The organism is Pseudomonas nabeulensis, assembly GCF_004682045.1.
GTDB classification, from domain to species: Bacteria; Pseudomonadota; Gammaproteobacteria; order Pseudomonadales; family Pseudomonadaceae; genus Aquipseudomonas; species Aquipseudomonas nabeulensis.
Window position 1 is genome coordinate 150,642 of sequence record NZ_QUZT01000002.1, and the last position, 23,830, is coordinate 174,471.

Annotated in this window: 24 protein-coding genes and 1 riboswitch; of the genes, 13 read left to right on the forward strand and 11 right to left on the reverse strand. The window is 61.3% G+C overall.

Translation table 11 applies throughout. From position 1 onward, the window contains the following. The first annotated feature begins 21 nt into the window (after positions 1–21). A complete protein-coding gene (locus tag DYL61_RS02150) occupies positions 22–417 on the forward strand; it encodes a DUF1090 domain-containing protein (RefSeq protein ID WP_135307018.1) in 396 nt (131 codons plus the stop codon). 6 nt (positions 418–423) lie between these two features. Here the strand turns inward: DYL61_RS02150 and DYL61_RS02155 are convergent, their stop codons facing one another. After that, positions 424–873, reverse strand: a complete 450-nt coding sequence (locus DYL61_RS02155) for a c-type cytochrome (RefSeq protein ID WP_135307019.1) — start codon at positions 871–873, stop codon at positions 424–426. Positions 874–1,002: 129 nt separating this feature from the next. Between DYL61_RS02155 and mltA the strand changes: the two genes are divergently transcribed. Then, the gene (gene mltA, locus DYL61_RS02160; protein ID WP_135307020.1) at positions 1,003–2,187 is read left to right on the forward strand and encodes a murein transglycosylase A; all 1,185 of its coding nucleotides are present in this window, start codon (positions 1,003–1,005) and stop codon (positions 2,185–2,187) included. A gap of 125 nt (positions 2,188–2,312) precedes the next feature. On the opposite strand, the gene DYL61_RS02165 is transcribed toward mltA, so the two are convergent. Then, positions 2,313–2,699 carry an MAPEG family protein gene (locus DYL61_RS02165; protein ID WP_135307021.1) on the reverse strand — a complete coding sequence of 129 codons (387 nt, stop codon included), beginning with the start codon at positions 2,697–2,699 and terminating at the stop codon, positions 2,313–2,315. 193 nt (positions 2,700–2,892) lie between these two features. On the opposite strand from DYL61_RS02165, the gene DYL61_RS02170 reads away from it, so the two are divergent. Then, on the forward strand, positions 2,893–4,152 hold the full coding sequence (locus DYL61_RS02170) for a cation:proton antiporter (RefSeq protein WP_135307022.1): 1,260 nt from the start codon (positions 2,893–2,895) through the stop codon (positions 4,150–4,152). Here DYL61_RS02170 and DYL61_RS02175 read toward each other — a convergent pair. From DYL61_RS02175 to DYL61_RS02185, 3 genes are all read right to left on the reverse strand, one after another. After that, a complete protein-coding gene (locus DYL61_RS02175; protein WP_135307023.1) occupies positions 4,146–5,033 on the reverse strand; it encodes a formate/nitrite transporter family protein in 888 nt (295 codons plus the stop codon). The genes DYL61_RS02170 and DYL61_RS02175 overlap by 7 nt on opposite strands. 55 nt (positions 5,034–5,088) lie before the next feature. Further along, complete coding sequence (locus DYL61_RS02180; RefSeq protein WP_135307024.1) at positions 5,089–7,014, reverse strand: patatin-like phospholipase family protein; 1,926 nt, start codon at positions 7,012–7,014, stop codon at positions 5,089–5,091. A gap of 98 nt (positions 7,015–7,112) precedes the next feature. Continuing rightward, the gene (locus DYL61_RS02185) at positions 7,113–7,517 is read right to left on the reverse strand and encodes an acyl-CoA thioesterase (protein WP_135307025.1); all 405 of its coding nucleotides are present in this window, start codon (positions 7,515–7,517) and stop codon (positions 7,113–7,115) included. A gap of 198 nt (positions 7,518–7,715) precedes the next feature. Then, a riboswitch (S-adenosyl-L-homocysteine riboswitch) is annotated at positions 7,716–7,822 on the forward strand. A 21-nt stretch (positions 7,823–7,843) separates the two neighbouring features. Between DYL61_RS02185 and ahcY the strand changes: the two genes are divergently transcribed. The 4 genes from ahcY (at position 7,844) to DYL61_RS02210 (ending at position 13,276) form a co-directional block, all read left to right on the forward strand. Beyond that, a complete protein-coding gene (ahcY, locus tag DYL61_RS02190; protein WP_135307026.1) occupies positions 7,844–9,253 on the forward strand; it encodes an adenosylhomocysteinase in 1,410 nt (469 codons plus the stop codon). Between the two features lie 170 nt (positions 9,254–9,423). Further along, positions 9,424–10,269, forward strand: coding sequence for a methylenetetrahydrofolate reductase [NAD(P)H] (gene metF / locus DYL61_RS02200; protein ID WP_105697745.1), 846 nt, complete (start codon positions 9,424–9,426; stop codon positions 10,267–10,269). A gap of 122 nt (positions 10,270–10,391) precedes the next feature. Next, positions 10,392–11,183 (forward strand): substrate-binding periplasmic protein, encoded by a 792-nt coding sequence (locus DYL61_RS02205; protein WP_135307028.1) that lies wholly within the window; start codon positions 10,392–10,394, stop codon positions 11,181–11,183. Between the two features lie 221 nt (positions 11,184–11,404). Next, a complete protein-coding gene (locus DYL61_RS02210; RefSeq protein ID WP_135307029.1) occupies positions 11,405–13,276 on the forward strand; it encodes an RNA helicase RhlE2 in 1,872 nt (623 codons plus the stop codon). 215 nt (positions 13,277–13,491) lie between these two features. Here DYL61_RS02210 and DYL61_RS02215 read toward each other — a convergent pair whose 3' ends face one another. Both DYL61_RS02215 and DYL61_RS02220 read right to left on the reverse strand, forming a co-directional pair. Continuing rightward, positions 13,492–14,070 (reverse strand): YceI family protein, encoded by a 579-nt coding sequence (locus DYL61_RS02215; protein WP_105697742.1) that lies wholly within the window; start codon positions 14,068–14,070, stop codon positions 13,492–13,494. 32 nt (positions 14,071–14,102) lie between these two features. Beyond that, positions 14,103–14,654: a cytochrome b gene (locus DYL61_RS02220; RefSeq protein ID WP_135307030.1), complete on the reverse strand. Its 552-nt coding sequence runs from the start codon at positions 14,652–14,654 to the stop codon at positions 14,103–14,105. 271 nt (positions 14,655–14,925) lie between these two features. Between DYL61_RS02220 and DYL61_RS02225 the strand changes: the two genes are divergently transcribed. After that, a complete protein-coding gene (locus DYL61_RS02225) occupies positions 14,926–16,332 on the forward strand; it encodes an adenosylmethionine--8-amino-7-oxononanoate transaminase (protein ID WP_135307031.1) in 1,407 nt (468 codons plus the stop codon). A 30-nt stretch (positions 16,333–16,362) separates the two neighbouring features. After that, positions 16,363–17,082, forward strand: coding sequence for a 16S rRNA (uracil(1498)-N(3))-methyltransferase (locus DYL61_RS02230; RefSeq protein ID WP_135307032.1), 720 nt, complete (start codon positions 16,363–16,365; stop codon positions 17,080–17,082). A 137-nt stretch (positions 17,083–17,219) separates the two neighbouring features. On the opposite strand, the gene DYL61_RS02235 is transcribed toward DYL61_RS02230, so the two are convergent. Genes DYL61_RS02235 through DYL61_RS02245 form a run of 3 tightly spaced genes read right to left on the reverse strand, consistent with a single transcriptional unit; the run spans position 17,220 to position 19,740 of the window. Continuing rightward, positions 17,220–18,122: a transporter substrate-binding domain-containing protein gene (locus tag DYL61_RS02235; protein WP_135307033.1), complete on the reverse strand. Its 903-nt coding sequence runs from the start codon at positions 18,120–18,122 to the stop codon at positions 17,220–17,222. A gap of 24 nt (positions 18,123–18,146) precedes the next feature. Beyond that, positions 18,147–18,497 (reverse strand): RidA family protein, encoded by a 351-nt coding sequence (locus DYL61_RS02240; protein WP_105697737.1) that lies wholly within the window; start codon positions 18,495–18,497, stop codon positions 18,147–18,149. 10 nt (positions 18,498–18,507) lie between these two features. After that, complete coding sequence (locus DYL61_RS02245) at positions 18,508–19,740, reverse strand: D-amino acid dehydrogenase (protein ID WP_135307034.1); 1,233 nt, start codon at positions 19,738–19,740, stop codon at positions 18,508–18,510. A 109-nt stretch (positions 19,741–19,849) separates the two neighbouring features. Between DYL61_RS02245 and DYL61_RS02250 the strand changes: the two genes are divergently transcribed. Then, positions 19,850–20,752 carry a LysR family transcriptional regulator gene (locus tag DYL61_RS02250; protein WP_135307035.1) on the forward strand — a complete coding sequence of 301 codons (903 nt, stop codon included), beginning with the start codon at positions 19,850–19,852 and terminating at the stop codon, positions 20,750–20,752. Positions 20,753–20,911: 159 nt separating this feature from the next. Here the strand turns inward: DYL61_RS02250 and trhA are convergent, their stop codons facing one another. Continuing rightward, complete coding sequence (gene trhA, locus DYL61_RS02255) at positions 20,912–21,529, reverse strand: PAQR family membrane homeostasis protein TrhA (protein WP_135307036.1); 618 nt, start codon at positions 21,527–21,529, stop codon at positions 20,912–20,914. A 138-nt stretch (positions 21,530–21,667) separates the two neighbouring features. On the opposite strand from trhA, the gene DYL61_RS02260 reads away from it, so the two are divergent. The 3 genes from DYL61_RS02260 to DYL61_RS02270 are packed head-to-tail and all read left to right on the forward strand — an operon-like array spanning position 21,668 to position 23,728. Next, positions 21,668–22,234: a chromate transporter gene (locus DYL61_RS02260; RefSeq protein ID WP_135307037.1), complete on the forward strand. Its 567-nt coding sequence runs from the start codon at positions 21,668–21,670 to the stop codon at positions 22,232–22,234. Further along, complete coding sequence (locus DYL61_RS02265) at positions 22,234–22,776, forward strand: chromate transporter (RefSeq protein WP_135307038.1); 543 nt, start codon at positions 22,234–22,236, stop codon at positions 22,774–22,776. Before DYL61_RS02260 ends, DYL61_RS02265 begins: the two co-directional genes overlap by 1 nt. A gap of 37 nt (positions 22,777–22,813) precedes the next feature. Beyond that, positions 22,814–23,728 carry a LysR family transcriptional regulator gene (locus DYL61_RS02270; RefSeq protein ID WP_135307039.1) on the forward strand — a complete coding sequence of 305 codons (915 nt, stop codon included), beginning with the start codon at positions 22,814–22,816 and terminating at the stop codon, positions 23,726–23,728. Positions 23,729–23,830 lie beyond the last annotated feature (102 nt).

Below are 23,830 nucleotides of genomic sequence, written 5' to 3' on the forward strand. Positions count from 1 at the left end.
ATTGCGACCTTGGAGCCCCACATGAAATTTCTAGCCCCTCTTGCCCTGCTGACCGTCGCAAGCTTCATGGCCACGCCGCTGCTGGCTGCCGAAGAAGCACCGCAACTGACTGGCTGCGCCGCCAAGCGCCAGGCCATCACCCTTCAGATCGAGCAAGCCAAGGCCCACGGCAACGCTGAACAACAAGCCGGCCTGGAAAAAGCCCTGAGCGAAGTTACTGCCAACTGCACCGATGCGTCATTGCGCAAAGAGCGCGAAAACAAGGTGCTCGACGCCAAGCATGAAGTCAGCCGCCGCCAGGCCGACCTCGACAAGGCGATGAAAAAGGGCGACGCCGAGAAGATCAACAAGCGCAAAGACAAGCTCGCCCAGTCCCGCAAAGAATTGCAGGACGCCGTGGAAGAGCTCGACCAGTAAACCCGGTCAGTGGTCTCGGAACTGTTTATGGCAAGCGCTGCAGGCATCTTCAACCTTCTGCACCGCTGGCCCCAGATAACTGGCCGAGTAAGGCTGCACTTTACTGGCGATCACCAATTCACCGGTGGCCGCCTCAAGGTTGCGGGCCAACTCCTGGAAACGTGCCTGCTGCTGCCACACGTCATCCTTGGCGCTGGTGTGGTCTTCTTCACGTACGCTCGGGAAATGTTTCCACGGCTCATGGGACAACGCATCCAGCTTGACCGCGCCTTCGGCGAATTTGGCGCCGTCGAACGGGATGCGTCCGCGCAGCATGCCGCCCAGGTCTTCGCCGGTCTTGAGCATCTGCTTGAAGATCGCCTTGCGCTGGCCCAGGGGTGAATTCGGATCGACGCCGCCACAGGCGGACAGTGTCAGGCAGGCCAGCAATACAACGGTCAGTCTTTTAAAAGTCATGGTGGCTTCGAGGTCACGGGAAACGGCGGCCAGTATCCTCGCCCCGCCCACAAAGACCAATAGCCCTATTAATAATAAGGGTTGCCCAACGGCGCTGCGGCGCGGGCAATCGCTTCAGGAAGTGTTTGTATGAATGCCATTTCAAAACGCTGGAGCCGCCGATTGGCGTGGGCTCTGCCGATGATCGCCCTGCTCGCCGGCTGCGATGCAGGTAAAGAGCCTGCCAAAGATGAAACCTCAAAACCCCACGCGGTCGCCACCTATGTGAGTGCCCCGTGGGAAGCACTGCCCGCCGTGTCCGACAGTGATTTGCTGGCGGGTTTCGAGTCTTGGCGCAGCGCCTGCCAGCGCCTCAAGGCCGACCCGATCTGGGGCGCGACCTGCGCGGCAGCCGCTGCGGTGCCGAGCAATGCCGTGGCAGTGCGCGGTTTTCTCAAGGAGCGCCTGGATGTGTTCGGTTTGCGCTCGGCAGACAACACGCCGAACGGGTTGATCACCGGTTACTACGAGCCGGTCTACCCCGGCAGCCTGACCAAAACCGCCAAAGCCAACGTGCCGGTGTATGGCGTGCCGGATGACCTGATCATCGTCAACCTGGAAGCAATCTACCCCGAACTCAAGGGCAAGCGCCTGCGCGGTCGCCTGGAAGGTCGCGTGGTGAAGCCTTATGACAACGCCAGCGCCATCAACGGCCAAGGCTCCACGGCCAAGCCGATTGCCTGGCTCACAGACCCGATGGACCTGCAATTCCTGCAGATCCAGGGCTCGGGCCGCATTCAACTGGCCGGCGGGCGCCAACTGCGCGTGGGTTATGGCGACCAGAACGGTTACCCCTATCGCCCTATCGGCCGCTGGTTGGTGGAGCAAGGTCAGTTGAAGAAAGAAGACGTGACCATGGGCGCCATCAGCGCCTGGGCCAAGGCCAACCCGCAACGCATCCCGGAACTGCTGGCGAGCAACCCCAGCTACGTGTTCTTCAGCGCCCGCCCCGACAGCAATGAAGGGCCACGTGGTTCGCTGAATGTGCCATTGACCGCAGGTTACAGCGTGGCGGTGGATCGCAAGGTGATTCCGCTGGGCAGTCTGTTGTGGCTGTCCACGACCAAACCGGACGGCTCGCCCATCGCACGACCTGTCGCCGCACAAGACACGGGCGGTGCTATCACCGGCGAAGTGCGTGCCGACCTGTTCTGGGGCACCGGTGATGCGGCGGGTGAATTGGCGGGGAATATGAAGCAGCAGGGGCAGATCTGGATGCTGTGGCCCAAGGGGGCGGCGTTGCCTCACGTGCCTGATGCGCCTGCCGGTACCTGACAGACACAGAGGGGCAAATGTGGGAGGGGGCTTGCCCCCGATTGCGGTGTGCCAGTTGCAGGTGTACTGGCTGATGCGCCGCTATCGGGGGCAAGCCCCCTCCCACAAAGGATCCATTTCAGCCTTTAGATCGAGACAAAAAAGAAACTCGCAATCAACGCCATCCCCACAAACCACACCAGCGAACGCAGGATCGCCCAGTCCGCCACGTAGCAAATGATGTACAACAGGCGACTGGTGATAAACAGCACCGCCAGCACATTGATCGTCACCAATTCAGCCGTACCGGCCAGGTGCGCGATAATCACCGCCGCCGCAAATGCCGGGGTGACTTCAAAACTGTTGAGCTGGGCATTGTGCGCACGCCGGGCGAACCCCTCGAGGGTCTCCAGGAAGGCACGCGGGTCGTGGTTTTGCCGAGGCCCGAACTTGCCTTGGCTGAACTTGGCCAGGCCCGTGCACAGGTAAGGCAGGAAAATTGCGATCAACACACACCAGAACGCTACCGTCATCACCGATTCCTTTTTTGTTTTAAAACAGAAATTAGAGTTTTAGCACTAAAACCACCAAGCCGCACCCATCACTATGAACGGTCACATCCTGAATGGTTCTATGGGTGTTTTTCGCGCCACACTGCAACATCACGCCGCAACAGCGGTCCATCCACCCATTAACGCCCCGCCACCCAACTTCCAAGGACCCCGGATGCTTGAACTTGTCGCCGCCTTTATTTGCCTGACCACCCTGCTCACGTATGTGAACTTCCGCTTTATCGGCCTGCCACCCACCATCGGCGTGATGGTCACGGCCCTGATGTTTTCCCTGATCCTGCAAGGCCTGAGTTTTCTCGGCTATCCAGGCTTGGAAGAACGCATCCAACAACTGATCGGCCAGATCGATTTCGGCGACCTGCTGATGAACTGGATGCTCTCGTTCCTGCTGTTCGCAGGCGCCCTGCACGTCAACCTGAACGACCTGCGCAGCTACCGCTGGCCCATTGGCCTGCTGGCGACCTTCGGCGTATTGATCGCCACCGTAGTGATCGGCAGCCTGGCTTACTACATCTTTGCCCTGTTCGGCTGGCACGTGAGCTTCCTGTACTGCCTGCTGTTCGGTGCGCTGATCTCGCCCACCGACCCGATTGCGGTGCTCGGCGTACTGCGTACCGCCAATGCGTCCAAACCCCTGAAAACCACCATCGTCGGCGAGTCGCTGTTCAACGACGGCACGGCGGTGGTGGTGTTTACCGTATTGCTGGGCATCGCACAGTTGGGCGAGACACCGACCGTCGGCGCCACGGCCATGCTGTTCGCCCATGAGGCGATTGGCGGCGTGGTGTTCGGCGGCCTGATCGGCTACCTGGTGTACCTGATGATCAAGAGCATCGAGCAACACCAGATTGAAGTGATGCTCACCCTCGCCCTGGTCATCGGCGGTTCGGCGATGGCGACGGAACTGCACGTCTCCGCACCGATCGCGATGGTGGTCGCGGGCCTGATCATCGGCAACCTGGGCCGCAAGCTGGCGATGAACGAGATGACCCGTCGCTACCTGGATGGCTTCTGGGAATTGCTCGATGACATGCTCAACGCCTTGCTGTTTGCACTGATCGGCATGGAGCTGCTGCTGCTGCCGTTCAACTGGCTGCACGTGTTCGCTGCCAGTTTGTTGGCCGTCGCGATCCTGCTCTCGCGCCTGCTGACCGTAGCCCCGGCAATCCTGTTGCTACGCCGCTGGCGCACGGTGCCACGCGGCACCATCCGCATCCTGACCTGGGGCGGGCTGCGCGGTGGGGTCTCGGTAGCCTTGGCGCTGGCCTTGCCGCTGGGCCCTGAACGTGACCTGCTGCTCAGCATCACCTATATCGTGGTGTTGTCGTCGATCCTGTTGCAGGGGTTGAGCATCGGCAAACTGGTCAAGCGCGTGACCCAGGGCGAGCCCCAGGCCGCATCTGAACATCACTGACCCTTGTTGATCTGCTGCGGATGCCTCGGGTCCGCAGTCGCCTTGCCCGGCAAGCTGCTTTCACTGCGCACCTGGGCATGGCTGATCAAGGCGAAGATAAAGCTGCCGCCAATGATATTGCCCGCCAACGTCGGCCCGGCGAACACCTGCCAGAAATCCTTCCACGGCAACTCGCCGGCAAACACCAGGTACGACACCTCCGCCGACCCCACCACGATGTGGGTGAAGTCGCCCAAGGCCATCAGGTAGGTGATCAAGATGATGATGAACATCTTGGCGCTTTCCATGGACGGGATCATCCACACCATGGTGGCGATCATCCAGCCGGAGACGATGCCCTTGGCGAACATCTGGCCGGGATCGTTCTCCATGACCTTGCGCCCGATTTCCAGGAAGGCCAGGTCAGTCTTGGTATCGAAGATCGGCAAGTGCAACATTACGTAGGCCACCAGCAAGGTGCCGCACAAGTTGCCTACCAGCACCACCGTCCACAACCGCAACAGCCGCCCGGCATTCGCCAGCGTGGGCTTGCTCATCACCGGCAGCACGGCGGTCAGGGTGTTTTCGGTGAACAATTGCTGGCGCGCCAGGATGACCGCGAGGAAGCCCGCGCAGTAACCGAAGCTGGCGATCACCTTGAAGCCCTCACCGTCCGGCAGGCGCGAGTTGAGCAGGCCCATGCCCATCAACGACAGGCCCATGGTCAGGCCAGCAGCCAGTGCCGACCACCACAGCGCCGCCACATTGCGTTCAAGTTCCTGATCACCCTGGGTGCGGATGATTTCATGCAGCACCGCCGCGCGGGGCGGCTGGTTCTTGTCGACGTCCTGTTGCTCTTCTTGCGACAGGTTGGGGGTCTTGCCGTCGTCTTGAGTGGTCATGATCAGCTAAGTCCAAGGGGCGCCTGTAGCTACGACACGCCGCGACAATGGCTGTTCAATGGCCAGATGACGAAATCGGTATGCGCCAGGCCTTCGCCATCTCAACGGTGGTGGACTTGAACGCTGTGCGCCACGGCTTATTGCGCGCCGTGTAGTGTTGAACGATGGCGTCAAGCGCGGCATTGAACTCGCCTGGCGTGCTGGCCTCGGCCAGATCACGGGCTACGCGTTGCAACAACTCAACGTTGGACGCCGGTTGGCCCGGCCGATAAAGCGATGGATATATCACCTCCCGCGTGAAGTTCTCGGCTTTCACCGCAATGTCACGTCTTTTCATTTGAGCGACGCCGCTGGCCATGACCTTGGACAGAGGTGCAGCCTTATCCTGCCTGGCCGCCACCTGCAGCAGTTGCTGGAAGTTGCGTTGCCCTACCGCGCTGAGGCGCTGCCCCAGCCACTCAATGTGTTCCGGCCGACGAGCGAGTGCATCCAGATTTCGCAGCGCAGCAGCCAGCTTCGGCGTGATTGCCAGCGCGTCGCTGGATTGATTGGCTTCGGCAATCGCACTGTCCAGGGCCAGCAGTGCTTGTTGCGCGCTCTTGCGAAACATCATTACATCTGCTGCGGCCGAGTCCTTGCGCAATTCATCCTGCGCACTGGCGAGCATTTCATCGTCCATTGCCAGCACCGCTGCATCCACAGAGTCAAACGAAAAACGTTCACGCGCGTCACTACGCGCCTCCAAGTGCGTCGCCACCGTTTGGCGGGCCCGCGCCTGCAGATGCAGTTTCTGTTCGAGGCTCATGGTGAAATTGACAGTGCCATTGAGCAGCCCACGGAAATCGCCTTTTTCCGTGTTCAGCGGCAAGGTCACCGTCTGGTCGGCATACGCCTTGAGTCGTTCTTCTTGATAAGCCCCGGCCGCCGAATGCGGTGTACCGGTGACGGTGTCGACAATGGCACTGAAAAAGTTGCCACTTTTGTTCGGGCTTTCCTTTTCCGACTCGAACTTGACGACCAGCGACTCAGGCCGGCTCAGCGGGCTCTGCGCAAACGACCGCTCAATTACACCAGGCGCCGGCGTATTAACGAGCAACCCACCGTCCTGGAACGCCGTGACTTCGGCCGACGCCTGGAACCCATGACCTTGTTCTTCCGGGCTCTTGAACAGCCCCGGCAACGAACCCGAGATATGGGCGGCACGGGCGATATCCAGGTCTGGAGTCAAGCTGGCATTGAACACCACCAACTGCGGGCGCCCGTCGAACATGCCCGTGCCAGTGATGTTGAGCTGCTTGATCGCCGGGATATGCCGGCTCAAGACCTCAAGGTCACGAAACGTCGGCGCCCCTCCGGCACTTAGTCTGTCAGCAATTTTCATGACGTCGGCGGGACGACTGGCCCTGGGCGTGTCGGCAATGTGGGCCAGGATCGATTTGCGCGATTCGTTGCGCATCATCTCTTCCAGGGGGGATGCTTCGGTCTGCAAGCGTGGCAGCAGGGTCAACAACAATTGAGAAATATTCCCAGCGGGGCCTGGAAGGCGCCCGGCCAATTGACCAAGCTTGGTGCTTGCTGTTTGCAGCCAAGCCGTCACCGGGTCTTTGCTGTTGAGCAAGCCCGGCAGATCCATCGTGTTGGACAGCTCACCAAACGCCTTGCCCCCCATGCCACTGGCAAGCAATGTGGCGGAAATCGCCCCGGCGGATGAGCCGGAGATAACCTTCACACCTTGCAGTTTCCTGCCGTCCTCCAGCGCCTGCACCACTCCCGGAAAAGCAACGCCCTTGGCGCCACCACCGCTGAGCACCAAGTGGCCGGGTGGTGGCGGCGACGCAGTCACGGTCACTCGCCCATCACCATGGCGATGAAGGCTCAGCTTTCGAGGCCCCACCTCCTTGACCAGCGCAGTCTTAACCTCAAGGTCAATGGTTGGCGCTGCAAGGGGCCGGATTGGGACAGGAGACATGGACACTTTCATACAACAGCTCTCTCTTCAGGAAGTAGTCCTGAGTGACGAGAGAGCCTGGGAAAGATCCATACGGAATGATTTGGCAAAGCAAATCAGACCGCTGTGCATTACTCGGAGAGGCTGTCGTCCTGGAACTGGTCTTTGACGTACTTGATTTCGGTACGGCCATGGGGCGCAGGCAGACCGTCGTCACCCAGGTTGACGAAGACCATCTTTTCCACGGTGAGGATGCTTTTGCGGGTGATCTTGTTGCGCACTTCACAGGTCAGGGTGATCGAGGTACGGCCGAACTCGGTGGCGGTGATGCCCAGTTCGATGATGTCGCCCTGGCGCGAGGCGCTGACGAAGTTGATCTCGGAGATGTACTTGGTGACGACACGCTGGTTGCCCAGCTGGACAATCGCGTAGATCGCCGCTTCTTCGTCGATCCAGCGCAACAGGCTGCCGCCGAACAGGGTGCCGTTGGGGTTGAGGTCTTCAGGTTTTACCCATTTGCGGGTGTGGAAGTTCATGGTCACTCCAAAGCGTCTTGCCGAATGATGGGCAACATCATGGCAGAGGCCGCGCCCAAGCTCTACGAGCCATTGCCTATCAAGCCCATGAGGGATCTTCATGCACCCGACAGAAAGGCTTGGGAAGTGCGGCGCACACGGCTATAATCGGCGCCGTTTCAAAACGGTCATATCCAATTGTTACCGTTTTCCCGCCACCTGTCCGAGGGGCGCTGCAGCAGGTTCAACCTGTCAGGCTCGGATGGGGCGTTGTCCGGCCTGGTTGCCCTGGCCTGATACTAAACGCACAACGGCGCCCATTCGCACACTACGAATGGAGGCTCTTCATGAGCGCTGTCAACACGCCTGCAGATTTCAACGACTACAAAGTCGCCGACATGTCCCTCGCCGCCTGGGGCCGTCGCGAAACCTTTATCGCCGAATCCGAAATGCCAGCCCTGATGGGTCTGCGCCGCAAGTACGCCGCTGAGCAGCCGCTCAAAGGCGCCAAGATCCTCGGCTGCATCCACATGACCATCCAGACTGCCGTGCTGATCGAAACCCTGGTTGCCCTGGGTGCCGAAGTGCGTTGGTCGTCCTGCAACATCTTCTCGACTCAAGACCAGGCCGCTGCCGCTATCGCCGCCGCCGGTATCCCGGTATTTGCCTGGAAAGGCGAGACCGAAGAAGAGTACGAGTGGTGCCTGGAGCAAACCATCCTCAAGGATGGCGCGCCTTGGGATGCCAACATGATCCTCGACGACGGCGGCGACCTGACCGAGCTGCTGCACAAGAAATACCCGGCCATCCTGGACCGCGTCCACGGCGTGACCGAAGAAACCACCACCGGCGTCCACCGCCTGCTGGACATGCTGGCCAAGGGCGAGCTGAAAATCCCGGCCATCAACGTCAACGACTCGGTGACCAAGAGCAAGAACGACAACAAGTACGGCTGCCGTCACAGCCTGAACGATGCCATCAAGCGCGGCACCGACCACCTGCTGTCGGGCAAGCAAGCCCTGGTGATCGGCTACGGCGACGTGGGCAAGGGTTCGTCCCAGTCCCTGCGTCAGGAAGGCATGATCGTTAAAGTCTCCGAAGTTGACCCGATCTGCGCCATGCAAGCCTGCATGGACGGTTTCGAAGTGGTTTCGCCGTTCATCGACGGTCAGAACGACGGCACCGAAGCGAGCATCGACAAGGCCCTGCTGGGCAAGATCGACCTGATCGTGACCACCACCGGTAACGTGAATGTTTGCGACGCGAACATGCTCAAGGCCCTGAAGAAGCGCGCTGTTGTCTGCAACATCGGCCACTTCGACAACGAGATCGACACCGCTTTCATGCGCAAGAACTGGGCATGGGAAGAAGTGAAGCCACAGGTACACAAGGTTCACCGTACCGGTGCTGGTGATTTCGACCCACAGAACGACGACTACCTGATCCTGCTGGCCGAAGGCCGTCTGGTTAACCTGGGCAACGCCACTGGTCACCCAAGCCGCATCATGGACGGCTCGTTCGCCAACCAGGTCCTGGCACAGATCTTCCTGTTCGACCAGAAGTACGCCGACCTGTCGCCTGCCCAGAAAGCCGAGCGCCTGACCGTAGAAGTACTGCCGAAGAAACTCGACGAAGAAGTGGCCCTGGAAATGGTCCGCGGCTTCGGCGGCGTAGTGACTCAACTGACCAAGACCCAGGCCGACTACATCGGCGTGACGGTTGAAGGCCCGTTCAAGCCGCACGCTTACCGCTACTGATAAGCCTGTGCCCGCTCTCTATCTAAAGGGGAGCGGGCTTTAAATGTGGGAGGGGGCTTGCCCCCGATGGCAGAGTGTCAGCCAACAAATTCATCTACTGACACACCGCAATCGGGGGCAAGCCCCCTCCCACACAAGCCTTCCAGTTTCGAGTTTCAAAGGGTATTACCATGTCCCAAGACCGTCGCTACAGCTTCGAGTTCTTCCCGACCAAGACCGATGCTGGGCATGAAAAACTGATGGCCACGGCCACCCAGTTGGCCAGCTACAACCCCGACTTCTTCTCCTGCACCTACGGCGCCGGCGGCTCGACCCGTGACCGCACGATCAACACCGTGTTGCAGCTGGAAAGCCAAGTCAAAGTTCCCGCCGCCCCGCACCTGTCGTGTGTGGGCGACAGCAAGGCCGACCTGCGTGGCCTGCTGACCCAATACCAGCAAGCCGGCATCAAACGCATCGTCGCCCTGCGTGGCGACCTGCCGTCCGGCATGGGCATGGCCAGCGGTGAGCTGCGCTACGCCAACGACCTGGTGAGCTTCATCCGCGAAGAAAGCGGCGATCACTTCCATATCGAAGTGGCCGCGTACCCGGAGATGCACCCCCAGGCGCGCAACTTCGAAGACGACCTGCACAACTTCGTGCGCAAGGCCAACGCTGGCGCCGACAGCGCGATCACCCAGTACTTCTTCAACGCCGACAGCTACTTCTACTTCGTCGAGCGCGTGCGGGCCATGGGTGTCAACATCCCGATCGTGCCGGGCATCATGCCGATCACCAACTACAGCAAGTTGGCACGTTTCTCCGACGCATGCGGCGCAGAAATCCCACGCTGGATTCGCAAGCAACTGGAAGCCTACGGCGACGACGTCAAGAGCATCCAGGCGTTCGGCGAGCAGGTCATCAGCGAAATGTGCGAACGCTTGCTGCAAGGCGGCGCGCCAGGGTTGCACTTCTACACCCTGAACCAGGCTGAGCCGAGCCTCGCCATCTGGAACAACCTCAAGCTGCCACGCTGAGGCGAGTTCAAGCGGCACCCAGGCCCTCGCTCATGCGGGGGCCTTTTCATTTGCCCCCCTCTTGCCTGCCAATGCGCGCCCCAGAGCTTCTATTTAAACAAAGAGCATCGTAACCTCAGGGCATGCCCATCCTTTTGAAGCTGTTGACTGCCGCCCTCTTTACTTGCCTGAGCCTGGCCGCTTATGGCGAGAAATTGCGCATTGTCACCGAGCCCTGGGCGCCCTATGTCTACGATGACAACGGCACCATGCGCGGGCTGGACTACGAAACCACGGTGACCGTGTTCCAGCGCCTGGGTGTCGAGGTGCAGTGGCAGTTCCTGCCGTGGAAGCGCTGCCTGGCCATGCTTGAACAAGGCCACGCCGACGGCGCGCTGGATATTTTCCATAGCCACGACCGCGATGCCCTGCTGCTTTACCCCAGCGAACCGCTCTCGGAAGTGGAGTTCGTGGTGTTCTACGCCAACGACCGCCCCCATCCAGCCCAGACCCTCGACGACCTGCGCGGCCTCACCATCGGCACCTCGCCGGGCTATTTGTATGGTGCACCGTTCAGCGACTCCACCGTGTTCAACCGCGAACCGGCCCCCAGCCATGAAGCCAACTTCGGCAAATTGCTGCTGGGGCGCATCGATATGGTGATCACCGACCGCCGAGTGGGCCAGCATGTGATCAAGGCGATGGGCCTGGAGGGCAAGGTCAGCCAGGCGCCGGTGGTGGTGAGCCGCCAGCAGCAATTTCTTGCGGTGCGCCGTGGCGCGGGCATGGACCTGCTGGTGCAGCGCTTTGCCGCTGAACTCAAGCGCTTCAAACAAGAACCGGCCTACGTCGCCTTGAGCGCCAAATACGGCGGATTCCAAGTCAGCAACGCCTCCGGACACACCGTTGAGCAGCAGGAAAGCGGCGCGCCGTGATTGCTCTGTTATACTCCGGCCTTTCCGCCAGGCTTACGCCCGGCCGCTGAGGTCTTGAAAAAGGCACCCAACCCCGCTACTGCGCAGCTTTCAGCCCGCGCGAGCCGGTGGAGTGCCCGCCAGACGCAGCAGGACCGGACGGGATAACGCTCCCCTAAGCGTCATTCACGCCCGGCAAGATTATCCCTTTGGGCCAAGCCCTAACTAAAACAGGATTACTCATGTCCTTTGCTTCCCTCGGTCTCTCCGAGGCTTTAGTCCGCGCCATCGAGGCAGCGGGGTATACCGAGCCTACTCCGGTGCAACAGCGGGCCATTCCCGCCGTGTTGCAAGGTCGCGACCTGATGGTTGCGGCGCAGACAGGTACTGGTAAAACCGGTGGTTTCGCCCTCCCGATCCTGGAGCGGTTGTTCCCTAACGGTCATCCGGACAAATCCCAGCGTCATGGCCCGCGCCAACCGCGCGTACTGGTCCTGACCCCCACCCGCGAACTCGCCGCCCAGGTGCACGACAGCTTCAAGCTGTATGCCCGCGACTTGAAGTTCGTCAGTGCCTGCATCTTCGGCGGCGTCGGCATGAACCCACAGGTTCAGGCCATGTCCCGTGGTGTGGACGTACTGGTCGCTTGCCCGGGTCGCTTGCTCGACCTGTGCGGCCAAGGCAGCGTCGACCTGTCCCACGTGGAAATCCTCGTGCTGGACGAAGCCGACCGCATGCTCGACATGGGCTTTGTCCATGACGTGAAAAAAGTCCTCGCGCGCCTGCCGGCCAAACGTCAGAACCTGCTGTTCTCGGCAACGTTCTCCCAAGACATCACCAATCTGGCCGGCAAGCTGCTGCACAACCCAGAGCGCATCGAAGTCACGCCGCCGAACACCACGGTCGAGCGTATCGAGCAACGCGTGTTCCGCCTGGCAGCCAGCCACAAGCGTGCGCTGCTGGCCCACCTGATCACCCACGGTGCGTGGGAACAGGTGCTGGTGTTCACCCGCACCAAGCACGGCGCCAACCGCCTGGCCGAGTACCTGGACAAGCACGGCCTCACCGCCGTTGCCATCCACGGCAACAAGAGCCAGAACGCGCGCACCAAGGCCCTGGCCGACTTCAAGGCCGGCACCGTGCGTATCCTGGTGGCCACCGATATCGCCGCTCGCGGCCTGGATATCGACCAACTGCCACACGTGGTCAACTTCGAGCTGCCAAACGTCGATGAAGACTATGTGCACCGTATCGGCCGTACCGGCCGTGCCGGTCGTTCGGGTGAAGCCATCTCCCTGGTTGCACCGGACGAAGAAAAACTGCTGAAAAGCATCGAGCGCATGACCAAGCAGAAAATCGCCGACGGCGACCTGATGGGCTTCGATGCCAGCGCCGTGGAGGCCGAGAAGCCAGAAGCGCGCGAACGTCCGGACGTGCGTAACCCGCGCAACCCACGCGGTCCGAAGGGCGATGGCCCGAACGGCGGCGGTGGTGGCGGTGGTCGCCGCGACAAAGGCAAAGACAAGGGCAAGGAAAAATCCGCCAGCAACGGCCGTGGCGAACGCCCAGCCCGTGAGCAGAAGCCCCGTGAAGGCACCCCGGCCCGCGAACAGCGCCAGCCGAGCCAGCCGCCACGCGCTGCGGCTGACCGTGCACCGGACGAGTTCCTCGACGACGATATCGATAACTTCGGTAACCGCGTCGACTACGTGCCTCAGGCCAAGCCGGCCCAAGGCCGTGGCCGCCGCCCAGGTGCCCCGGCACAGGGCGCGGGCGCTCCACGTAACGGCCAACCTCAAGGCGGTCGCCAGAACGGCCCGCGCAACAGCAGCGGCGGCACCACCGGAACTGCGCCAGCCAAGCGCAACGGCCCGCGTAATGGCGCGCCACGTGATGGCCAGGCCCGTCGCGAAGACTCGCGCAACCGCCGCCCGGCCCGTGACGACCAGCAACGTTCGTCCGAGCCAGCCGTGCAGAACCCGCGTGGCGGCCCGGCACCGAAGATCATCCACAAGGAGTCGAAAGCGGATCGCTTCCCGACACCCGAGCAGTTGGATCAACTGCCAGGCCGTCCTCGTGGTGAGAAGCCAGCACTGCTGACCCGCAACCGCTGAGTTTCAACGTCACATAAAAAATGCCCCGCCTCTTTCGAGCCGGGGCATTTTTTTTGAGTCAACGCAGATCAAATGTGGGAGGGGCGGTGCGACGATTCGACTTGCCCCCGATAGCAGTGTGTCAGCCAAAAAATCTGTTACTGACCCACCGCCATCGGGAGCAAGTCGAATCGTCGCACCGCCCCTCCCACATTGAACGCATTGCCAGGCAGCAATTACTTCTGCTTCACACCTTCCAGCGAGATGTCCAAGTCGGCAGTCTGGGACGTCGGGCCTGGGCCCTTGATGCCGAAGTCGTTCAGGTTCAGCGTGGTGGTGGCGTTGAAGCCAGCACGTTCGCCGCCCCATGGGTCCTTGCCTTCACCGTTGAACGTCGCCTTGAACGTCACCGGCTTGGTCACGCCGTGCAGGGTCAGGTCGCCGGTCACGTCAGCGGTTTTTTCGCCGGTCGGTTTAACGGCAGTGGAGACGAACTTGGCGTCGGCAAACTTGGCCACTTCCAGGAAGTCTTTGCTGGCGATGTGCTTGTCACGCTCGGCGTGGTTGGACCACAGGCTGGCGGTTTTCACGTCGACCGAGATCTTGCTGGCCTCGGGCTTGGCCGCGTCCCAGCTGAACGTGCCGTCCCAATCCTTGAACGTACCGTGAATGAAGCTGTAGCCCAGGTGGCTGATCTTCCAGTCGATGAAGGCGTGCTGGCCTTCTTTGTCGATCTTGTAGTCAGCAGCCATCACCTGGCCTGCGGACAGCAGGGCAGTACCGATTGCCAGAGCGGCGAGGGTCTTTTTCAACATACTTTCTATTCCTTGTGAGTCGAGGTTGAACATCAGGCTTTGCGTCCCAGCATTCGCAGCAGGGTCACATCACGATCAATGAAGTGGTGTTTCAGTGCAGCCACGCCGTGCAAACCGGCAAACACCACCAACACCCAGGCCAGGTACAGGTGCACCAGGCCTGCGTTGTCTGCCTGGTCCGGTAGCCCGGAAACCACGGCAGGAATCTCAAACAGGCCAAACACCGGGATACCGACACCGTCTGCGGTGGAAATCAGGTAACCGGCAATCATCACGGCAAACAGCCCGAGATAAAGGAACCCGTGGCCAAACGCGGCACCGATACGGGTCATGCGGCTGTAGCTCGCCAGCGGCGGTGGTGGCGGGCTAAGCAAGCGCCAGACAATGCGCACCAACATGACGGCAAACAAAGTAATGCCAATGCTCTTGTGCAGGTCCGGCGCTTCTTTGCGCCAGGCGCTGTAGTAGTCGAGGCCGACCATCCACAAACCCAGGGCGAACAAACCAAACACCACCAGGGCCACGCCCCAGTGCAAAACAATGCTGACCCAGCCATAGCGGGCCGATGTGTTACGTAGCTGCATGTCCCAAATCCCGTAAGAACTGTGCCAAGACTAGCGATTTACCTATCGAATTAAAGCGCAAATTTTTGCTTCGAAATATCGAGAAATACGATAAGGAGCTTACGCAGAATACGTTAACGAAGAATTAAGACTATTCCCAAGAAACGTGACAGACCGTCCTACGTTTACCTTCAATTCACGTGTAATGACTTGTGACACCGCCGCCCATTGCATAGGCTTGCGCGATTGTTTTACCTGCGCGCGACGCAGGACCGCTTCGAGGAGATCACCGATGGGCCTGAACAACCAGTGGATGCAACGCGACCTCGCCGTGCTGTGGCATCCCTGCACCCAGATGAAAGACCACCAGCAACTGCCACTGGTCCCGATCAAGCGCGGGGAAGGCATCTGGCTGGAAGACTTCGAAGGCAAGCGCTACCTCGACGCCGTCAGTTCCTGGTGGGTCAACGTGTTCGGCCACGCCAACCCGCGCATCAACCAGCGCATCAAGGACCAGGTGGACCAACTGGAACACGTGATCCTCGCCGGTTTCAGCCACCAGCCGGTGATCGAGCTGTCCGAGCGCCTGGTTCAGATGACACCCGAAGGCCTGACCCGCTGCTTCTACGCCGACAACGGCTCGTCCTGTATCGAAGTCGCGCTGAAAATGAGCTTTCACTACTGGCTCAACCGCGGCTTGCCGAACAAGAAACGCTTCGTCACCCTGACCAACAGCTACCACGGCGAAACCATCGCCGCGATGTCGGTGGGCGATGTGCCGTTGTTTACCGAAACCTACAAGGCGTTGCTGCTCGACACCCTCAAAGTGCCAAGCCCGGATTGCTACCTGCGCCCCGAAGGCATGAGCTGGGAAGAACACTCGCGCACGATGTTCCAGGCCATGGAGCAGACCCTGGCGGAGAACCACGACACCGTCGCCGCAGTGATCATCGAGCCGCTGATCCAGGGCGCCGGCGGCATGCGCATGTACCACCCGGTGTACCTCAAGCTGCTGCGTGAAGCCTGCGACCGCTACGGCGTGCACCTGATCCACGACGAAATCGCCGTAGGCTTCGGCCGTACCGGCACGATGTTCGCCTGTGAACAGGCCGGCATCCGCCCGGACTTCCTGTGCCTGTCCAAAGCCCTTACCGGCGGCTACCTGCCGTTGGCGGCCGTGGTCACCACCGATGACGTGTACGACGCCTTCTACGACGACTACCCCACCCTGCGCGCCTTCCTGCACTCCCACAGCTACACCGGCAACCCGCTGGCGTGCGCCGCGGCGTTGGCGACCCTGGATATCTTCGAAGAAGACAACGTCATCGAGAACAACAAGGCCCTGGCCCAGCGCATGGCCACCTCGACCGCACACCTGGTGGACCACCCCCACGTCTCGGAAGTGCGCCAGACCGGCATGGTGCTGGCCATCGAGATGGTGCAGGACAAAGCCACCAAGGCCGCCTACCCGTGGCAGGAACGTCGTGGCTTGAAGGTGTTCGAGCACGCCCTGGAACGCGGCGCACTGTTGCGGCCACTGGGCAGCGTGGTGTATTTCCTGCCGCCTTATGTGATCACGCCAGAGCAGATCGACTTCCTCGCCGAAGTGGCCAGCGAAGGCATCGATATCGCCACCAACAGTAAAGTCAGCGTCGCCGTGCCGAAGGATTTCCACCCAGGCTTTCGCGATCCGGGCTGATGGCCTGCACACCTTTTCCAGAGAACAGAAATGAGACTGTCCCGTTTTTTCACCGACACCCCGCTGAGCCTCGGCGAGCACGAATTGCCCGAAGCCCAGGCGCACTACATCAGCCGCGTACTGCGCATGGGCGAAGGTGACGCCGTGCAGCTGTTCGACGGCTCAGGCACGGAGTTCCTGGGCAGCCTGCTGGAGGTCGGCAAGAAGCGCGTCACCGTGCAACTCACCGAAAGCTTCCCGGGCCAGGCTGAATCGCCCCTGCATATCCATCTCGGCCAGGGCCTGTCCCGTGGCGAGCGCATGGATTGGGCGATCCAGAAAGCCACTGAGCTGGGCGTCAACGCCATCACGCCGATTTTCAGCGACCGCTGCGAAGTGCGCCTCAAGGACGAACGCGCCGACAAGCGCCTGCTGCACTGGCGCCAGGTGGCGATCAGCGCCTGCGAGCAATGCGGGCGTTCGACAGTGCCGGTGATTCATCCGCCACTGTTACTGGCGGATTGGTTGAAGCAGACCGAGGCGGATTTGAAGCTGGTGCTGCACCCGGTGGCGGAGCCGATGGTGAGCCATGCCAAGCCTGCGAGCCTGGCGTTTTTGATTGGGCCGGAGGGTGGGTTGACTGAAGGTGAAGTCCAGACCGCCCAAGCTGGCGGCTACCACGCGGCACGCCTGGGGCCGCGGGTGCTTCGTACCGAAACGGCGCCAGTGGTGGCGCTGGCGGTCGCGCAACAGTTGTGGGGCGATTTCTAACCTAGGGCTGCAAACCCAATCAAAAATGTGGGAGGGGGCTTGCCCCCGATTGCGGTGGATCAGCCAACTTATCTGTAGCTGACACACCGCTATCGGGGGCAAGCCCCCTCCCACATTTAGATTGTATTACCAGGCAACTACTCCACCGGATCACTCACCGGCTTGGCAATGATCGCCTTCAACTCGCTGGTCATCGGGAATTCCAGGTTCAAGCCCTTCGGCGGAATTGGCTGTTCGAACCAGCGCTGGTAAATCCCGTTGATCTCGCCGCTGCGGTACAGGTCACCCAGTGTCTCGTTGACCACGGCGAGAAACTGCGGGTCGTCCTTGCGCACCATGCAGCTGTAGATCTCCCGCGATTGCTCTTCACCCACCACGACCCAGTTGTGCGGGTCCTTGGCCTTGGCGCGCTCGCCGTAAAGCAACGCGTCGTCCATGTAGAACGCCGCCGCGCGGCCGGTCTCGAGCATCTTGAACGCTTCGCCGTGGTCCTTGGCGCTGATCACGAACATATTGGTCTTGTGCTCGGCGTTGTAGCTCTTGAGGAAACGTTCGTTGGTGGTGCCGGCGGTGGTCACGACGTTCCTGCCCTTGAGGTCACCAAAGCCTTTGATACCGCTGTCTTTGGCGGTCAACAACTGGCCCTTCACGTAGATGAAGCCGTAGGAAAACGCCACCTGCTTTTGCCGCTCGGCGGTCACCCCGGTGGAGCCGCATTCCAGATCGACGGTGCCGTTCTGTACCAACGGAATACGCGTCTGGGAGGTCACCAGGTTGTACTTCACATTGAGGTTGGCCACCCCGGTTTTTTGCTGGATACGCTCGACGATCTTGTTCGCCAGCTCCACCGAATAGCCCATGGGCTTGCCACTGTTATCCCCCACGTAGGAAAACGGCACCGATGCATCGCGATAGCCCAAGGTGATGGACTTGGCGTTGGCGATCTTGGCCAGCGCACCGTCCAGCGGCGCTTCATTGGCATACGCCTGCCCGCCCAACAAAAGCCCCAGGGTGCAGCCGGTCAACAGGATTTTTTTCATTGTTATTCTCCGTTGGTTTTTTGGTTATTTACGTACAGCGATCACGCTGATTTCCACCAGCACGCTTGGGCGCGCCAGCTCTGCTTGCAGGGTGGTGCGGGTGGGCGCCATGCCCGGTGACAGCCAGGCGGACCATACCTCGTTCATCGGCGCAAAACCGTCGGCGATGTCTTTCAGGTAAATCGTCGCGTTGAGCAGGTGGTCCTTGTCGCTGCCGGCCTGGGCCAGCAGCGCGTCGATCTTGGCCAGCACTTCCTGAGTCTGGGTGGCCACGTCCTGGCCGTCGCCCGGCACTTGGCCCGAGAGGAACACCAGGTCCTTGAACGTGGCGGCGCCGGAAAGACGCTCATTGCTGCTGATTCGGGTGATGGTCATCGGTGCATCCTTATGCAGCGCGGGGCGCCAGGCCCTGCATATCAATGGAAGGGGTGTGCTGGCCGATCAGTTCGGCGAGCAATTGGCCGCTGCCGCAGGCTAGGGTAAAGCCCAGGGCGCCGTGGCCCAGGTTCAGCCACAGGTTGCGGTAGACACTGGCGCCAATCAGCGGCACGCCGGTGGGGGTGGCCGGGCGCATGCCGGCCCATTCCACCGCGTGGGCGTAGTCGCCGGCATTCGGAAACGTCTCCAGCGCCTGGCGTTTCATCAGCGCCAGGCGCTTGGGCTCCAGGCCTGCGTCGAAGCCGACGATATCCACCATCGCCGCCACTCGCAGTTGTTCGCCGATACGGGCGTAGACGATCTTGCGGTCGTAGTCGGTGATGCTCACGTTCGGCGCCTGATGCTGCGCGCCAATCGGCACGCTGAGGCTGTAGCCCTTGAGCGGATACAGCGGCAACGACACGCCCAGCTCGGCGCTGCGATAGCCGGCCGCCAACACCAGGTTATCCACCGGCATCACTTCGTCACCCAACTCGATGGCCTGCACGGCGCCGGCGGCGTGGCGAATACCGGTCACCTTGCGCCCCAGCAAAAGACGGCAGCGCCCGGACGCTTCCAGCCGCGCCGCCAGGCGCTGGCAGAAGGCATGACAATCGGCCACTTCCTCGTTCGGCGTATAGATCCCCCCGACAAAACCGCCGCTCCCCAACGCTGGCTCCAAGCGTGCGCAGTCCACCGCTGACAGCACCTGTTGCTGCAGGATATCGGTGACTTTGCTACGGGCATGTTCAAAGGAGTTGGCATCGCGGAAGGTCACCAGCTTGCCGTTGCGCCGCCAGTGGAAACCGTCCAGGCGATCATCCACGCGCCATTGCTGCAACGTGGTCTGGCTCAGGGACGCCAGGCGCAGCAAGTGCGCGGCATTGCGTTTGTTCACCGAGCCCCGGCACGCGCCGAGGAACGCGGCCATCCAGCGCCACTGTTGAGGGTCCAGGCGCGGGCGCAGCTTGAGCGGCGAGTCACCGCGCAGCAGCCAGCCGATGGCTTGCAGCGGCACACCGGCATCCGCCAGCGGAGCGACATAGCGATAGGACAGTTGCCCACCGTTGGCAAAGCTGGTTTCACTGCCCAGGCTGTCGCGGGCGTCGATCAGCGTCACCTCATGGCCGGCCCGTACCAACGCATACGCACTGGCCAAACCGATAACCCCACCGCCAATGATGCAAACCTGCTTGGCCATCCCGGCCCCCCAGTCATTGAATGAACAGGCCTCAAGCCTAGGGGCAGGTGACAGGCCGGCGACAATGAATAAAGATGGATCACCTATAAACAAAGGTTATGGACTTGCCATGCGCCTGCGTCATATCGAAATCTTCCAGGCTATCCGCCAGACCGGCTCCGTCAGCGCCGCCGCGCAGTTGCTGCACGTGTCGCAACCGGCGGTGACCAAAGTGTTGCAGCACGCCGAGTTGCAGCTGGGCTTCCCGCTGTTCCTGCGGGTGCGCGGCAAATTACAGCCCACGCCGGAAGCCCTGGCGCTGGAAAGCGAAGTGGAGAAAGTCACCGAGAGCCTGCAAGGTGTGCGGCGCCTGGCCAAGAGCCTGCGCCGCGAGCCGGGCCAGAGCGTGCGCATCGGCGCAATCCCGGCACTGGCGCTGTCGCTGCTGCCACCGGCGATCCTGGAATGGAAGCGCGATTACCCGGACATGGCCTGCGAGCTGTCCAGCGACCATAGCCGCGAGTTGGTGCAGAAGCTATTGATGCGCGAGATAGACCTGGCGCTGACGCTGAATTTCTCCGGCCATCCGGGGTTGACCACCCAAGTGTTGGCCAACGGTGTGCTGGTGGCCCTGGCCTCAAAGGGTTATTGGCCCGACGCAGAAATGAGCAAGCCACTGGCCCTGGCCGACCTGGCAGGCGCGCCGTTGATTGGTCTTTCCAGCGCCGACCCCTTGGCGACCAAGCTCGACAGCTACCTGGAAAACGTCGACCCAGCGCCTCGGGTGACGATCTCGGTGCAGACGTATTCCCTGGCCCGGGCCATGGTGGAATCCGGGGCGGGCCTTACGGTGATCGACCCGTTCACGGCGCTCGGTGCATCCACGACCAGCACCTGCATCCGCACGCTTACGCCGCCGTTGCCGATCACGTTGTATGCGTTGACGCGAGCGGATGAACCGCCGCCGCATATGTTGGCCAAGTTGCTGGAGATTTTCGGGCAGCGTGCACAGGCGCTATTGGAACGCTTGTAGTAATCACAATGAGGTCAAAAATGTGGGAGGGGCGGTGCGACGATTCGACTTGCCCCCGATGGCGGTGGATCAGCTGGCTTATCTGTAGCTGACCCACTGCAATCGGGGGCAAGCCCCCTCCCACACAAGCCCCTTCCACATTTTTGACCTCATTGGCTGTTACAGCACGTAGCGCATAATCGCCACAAAATGCAGCAAACTCCCGCCAATCACAAACAAATGCCAGATCCCATGGGAATGCCGCAGGCGATCCTCCAGGGCAAAAAAGATGATGCCCACGGTGTACAACACCCCGCCCGACGCCAGCCAGGTGAACCCCGCCGTGCCCAACGCGGCGATCAGCGGCTTGACCGCCACCAGCACGATCCAGCCCATCACTGCGTAGATCACGATGGACAGAATCCGCGCTTCGGAACGCGGCTTGATCTCCTGCAAAATCCCGATCACCGCCAGCCCCCACACGATCCCGAACAGCGTCCAGCCCCACGGGCCGCGCAAGGTCACCAGGCAAAACGGCGTGTAGCTGCCGGCGATCAACAGGTAGATCGAAAAGTGATCGACCTTCTGCATGATCTCTTTTCGCCGCCCCCGCACGCTGTGGTACACGGTGGACGCGCTGTACAGCACCATCAAGGTAAAGCCATAGATCGCCACGCTGACGATCTTCCAGGGGCTGCCGTCCAGGCTCGCCACCACCAACATCCAAACCGCGCCCGCACAGGCCGCGACGGCCCCGAGCAAATGGCTCCAGGCGTTGAACCGTTCTCCGTGATACATCTTCCCTTCACCTCGAATTACCGTATGTGCATTCTGACGCCTGCGACGGGCATGCAGGTAACCGGCTTTTCTTCATTTGCCCAAACGCCACCGCGCAAACGATGATTGTCACCCCCGCCGTCGCCCCGGAACGCCCCCATGCCCGAGCTTGAACCCACCCCGCCGTCCCCCAGCCTATGGCAGTTGTTTTACAACTTCGCCATGGTCGGCCTGTTCGGCTTTGGCGGCGTGATGCCGTGGGCGCGGCAGATGATGGTCGACCGCAGGCAGTGGGTCAGCGAGCAGGGGTTCAACGAGTTGCTCAGCACCGGCCAGTTCTTTCCGGGACCCAACATTGCCAACGTCGGCATCATCTATGGCAGGCGCCTGCATGGGTTGCCGGGTGCGGCTGTGACCGTGTTCGGGCTGTATCTGTTCCCCTCGCTGATCACCGTGCTTGCCGGTTTCGCCTACACCCGCTGGTGGAGCCTGGAGGTGGTGCAGCAGGTGTTCGGCGCGGTGATGCCGATTGCCACCGGCCTGATCCTGGGCACCACCCTGCGCCTGCTCAAGGCCATGCCCAGGACCACGGCCAACTATGTCGCGTTCCTGATGACCTTCATCCTGATGGCGATTCTGGTGCTGCCGCTGTGGATGGTGTTGCTGATCTGCATCCCCAGCTCCCTGGCCCTGGGCTTCATCGATAAGCCAAAGGAGGCGCGCTGATGCAAGCCACCCTCCTGCACCTGATGCTCCAATGCGCGCTGTGGTCGCTGATGTCGATTGGCGGCAACATGGTTGCCATCGGCGATATCCACCGCTACTCCGTCAATGATATGAACTGGCTCAGCGACGCGCAGTTCGTGGCGTTCTTCGCCCTGTCCCAGGCCCTGCCCGGCCCGAACGGCATGTTGCTGGTGTTTATCGGCCAACAAGCCGCCGGCCTGGCCGGTGCACTGGTGGCGCTGATGGCCAAGCTGGTGCCGTGCGCGGTGCTCACCTACGTCGGGGCCGGCTGGCTGGAGCGTCATACCGACACGCCGTGGGTGCAGCGGGTCAAACGCAGCTTGCTGCCGATCTCCATCGGCCTGATCCTCGCCGCCACCTACATCCTGATGAACAGCCTGGAAAGCAGCGTCACCAGCCTGGTGCTCACCCTGGCCAGTGCCGCCGTGGTGTATTACACGCGACTCAACGCTATTTGGCTGATCATCCTCGGCGTGGTGCTGGGCCTGTGCAGCGCGTGGCTGGGAGTGAACTGGTTTTAGGGGCACAATCGACGGCATTCGAATAAGAGCCACCGCCATGCTGATCGATGAAGAGTTCACCCTCAAGAAGCTGGAAATCTTCCTGGCGTTCATGCGCACCGGCAACCTGGCCCGCGCGGCGGCCGAGCTGCAAACCAGCAATGTCAGCGTGCATCGCGCCATCCACTCCCTGGAAAACGCCCTGCGCTGCCCATTGTTCAAACACGAAGGGCGCAACCTCACGCCGCTGGAGAGCGCCTACGTCCTGGAGGAACGCGCACAGAAACTGGTGGCCGATGTGGTCGACAGCGTGCGCCTCACCCGCGAAGCCGCCGGGTTTTCCGCCGAGCGTTTCAAGCTGGGCTCGTTGTATTCGCTGACGGTGAAGACCGTGCCGCAACTGATCATGGGCCTGAAAATCCGCCGCAGCGAACTCAATATCGACCTGATCCTGGGCTCCAACTTCGACCTGCTCTACAAGCTCAAGAACATGGAAGTGGACGCGGTCCTCATCTCCCTGGATGAACAGGTCAACGACCCCGATTGCGAGCAAATCGCGCTGTTCACCGACGATATCTTCCTCGCCACCCCGGCGGATTCACCGTTCGACCGCGACCAGCAAATCGACCTGGCGGATGTGCGCGACGCGACGTTCATCACCCTCACCCAAGGCTTCGCGACGCACCAGGATGGCAACCGTGTGTTCAAGCAGGCGGGGTTCGAGCCGAAGGTGGCGATGCAGGTGAACGACATCTTCACGCTGTTGAGCATGGTCAGTTCAGGGGTGGGTTATGCGTTGCTGCCGGGGCGGATTGCGGCGGTGTATGAGAACCGCGTGAAGCTGATACCGCTGCAACCCAGGTATCGGTTGCAGCAGCATATCGGGGTGGTGTTCCTGAAGGCCAAGGAGCGTGACCCGAACTTGCTGGCGTTGTTGGCGGAGTGTCGGATGTATGCCAATCGGCAGGTTTGAGACCGCCATCGGGGGCAAGCCCCCTCCCACATTCGACCGCATTCTCATGCTGGAACCCGGTCAACTGTGGGAGGGGGCTTGCCCCCGAATGAGGCCCTAAAG

Bases quoted from the DNA above. Each gene is read 5' to 3' on its own strand.
- DYL61_RS02260 (WP_135307037.1), top strand. From the start codon at position 21,668: ATGCCCGAGCTTGAACCCACCCCGCCGTCCCCCAGCCTATGGCAGTTG.
- DYL61_RS02170 (WP_135307022.1), top strand. From the start codon at position 2,893: ATGCTTGAACTTGTCGCCGCCTTTATTTGCCTGACCACCCTGCTCACG.
- DYL61_RS02180 (WP_135307024.1), bottom strand. From the start codon at position 7,014: ATGAAAGTGTCCATGTCTCCTGTCCCAATCCGGCCCCTTGCAGCGCCA.
- DYL61_RS02150 (WP_135307018.1), top strand. From the start codon at position 22: ATGAAATTTCTAGCCCCTCTTGCCCTGCTGACCGTCGCAAGCTTCATG.
- DYL61_RS02165 (WP_135307021.1), bottom strand. From the start codon at position 2,699: ATGACGGTAGCGTTCTGGTGTGTGTTGATCGCAATTTTCCTGCCTTAC.
- DYL61_RS02270 (WP_135307039.1), top strand. From the start codon at position 22,814: ATGCTGATCGATGAAGAGTTCACCCTCAAGAAGCTGGAAATCTTCCTG.
- DYL61_RS02210 (WP_135307029.1), top strand. From the start codon at position 11,405: ATGTCCTTTGCTTCCCTCGGTCTCTCCGAGGCTTTAGTCCGCGCCATC.
- DYL61_RS02250 (WP_135307035.1), top strand. From the start codon at position 19,850: ATGCGCCTGCGTCATATCGAAATCTTCCAGGCTATCCGCCAGACCGGC.
- DYL61_RS02155 (WP_135307019.1), bottom strand. From the start codon at position 873: ATGACTTTTAAAAGACTGACCGTTGTATTGCTGGCCTGCCTGACACTG.
- mltA (WP_135307020.1), top strand. From the start codon at position 1,003: ATGAATGCCATTTCAAAACGCTGGAGCCGCCGATTGGCGTGGGCTCTG.
- DYL61_RS02235 (WP_135307033.1), bottom strand. From the start codon at position 18,122: ATGAAAAAAATCCTGTTGACCGGCTGCACCCTGGGGCTTTTGTTGGGC.
- metF (WP_105697745.1), top strand. From the start codon at position 9,424: ATGTCCCAAGACCGTCGCTACAGCTTCGAGTTCTTCCCGACCAAGACC.
- DYL61_RS02225 (WP_135307031.1), top strand. From the start codon at position 14,926: ATGGGCCTGAACAACCAGTGGATGCAACGCGACCTCGCCGTGCTGTGG.
- DYL61_RS02265 (WP_135307038.1), top strand. From the start codon at position 22,234: ATGCAAGCCACCCTCCTGCACCTGATGCTCCAATGCGCGCTGTGGTCG.
- DYL61_RS02175 (WP_135307023.1), bottom strand. From the start codon at position 5,033: ATGACCACTCAAGACGACGGCAAGACCCCCAACCTGTCGCAAGAAGAG.
- ahcY (WP_135307026.1), top strand. From the start codon at position 7,844: ATGAGCGCTGTCAACACGCCTGCAGATTTCAACGACTACAAAGTCGCC.
- trhA (WP_135307036.1), bottom strand. From the start codon at position 21,529: ATGTATCACGGAGAACGGTTCAACGCCTGGAGCCATTTGCTCGGGGCC.
- DYL61_RS02220 (WP_135307030.1), bottom strand. From the start codon at position 14,654: ATGCAGCTACGTAACACATCGGCCCGCTATGGCTGGGTCAGCATTGTT.
- DYL61_RS02205 (WP_135307028.1), top strand. From the start codon at position 10,392: ATGCCCATCCTTTTGAAGCTGTTGACTGCCGCCCTCTTTACTTGCCTG.
- DYL61_RS02245 (WP_135307034.1), bottom strand. From the start codon at position 19,740: ATGGCCAAGCAGGTTTGCATCATTGGCGGTGGGGTTATCGGTTTGGCC.
- DYL61_RS02185 (WP_135307025.1), bottom strand. From the start codon at position 7,517: ATGAACTTCCACACCCGCAAATGGGTAAAACCTGAAGACCTCAACCCC.
- DYL61_RS02240 (WP_105697737.1), bottom strand. From the start codon at position 18,497: ATGACCATCACCCGAATCAGCAGCAATGAGCGTCTTTCCGGCGCCGCC.
- DYL61_RS02215 (WP_105697742.1), bottom strand. From the start codon at position 14,070: ATGTTGAAAAAGACCCTCGCCGCTCTGGCAATCGGTACTGCCCTGCTG.
- DYL61_RS02230 (WP_135307032.1), top strand. From the start codon at position 16,363: ATGAGACTGTCCCGTTTTTTCACCGACACCCCGCTGAGCCTCGGCGAG.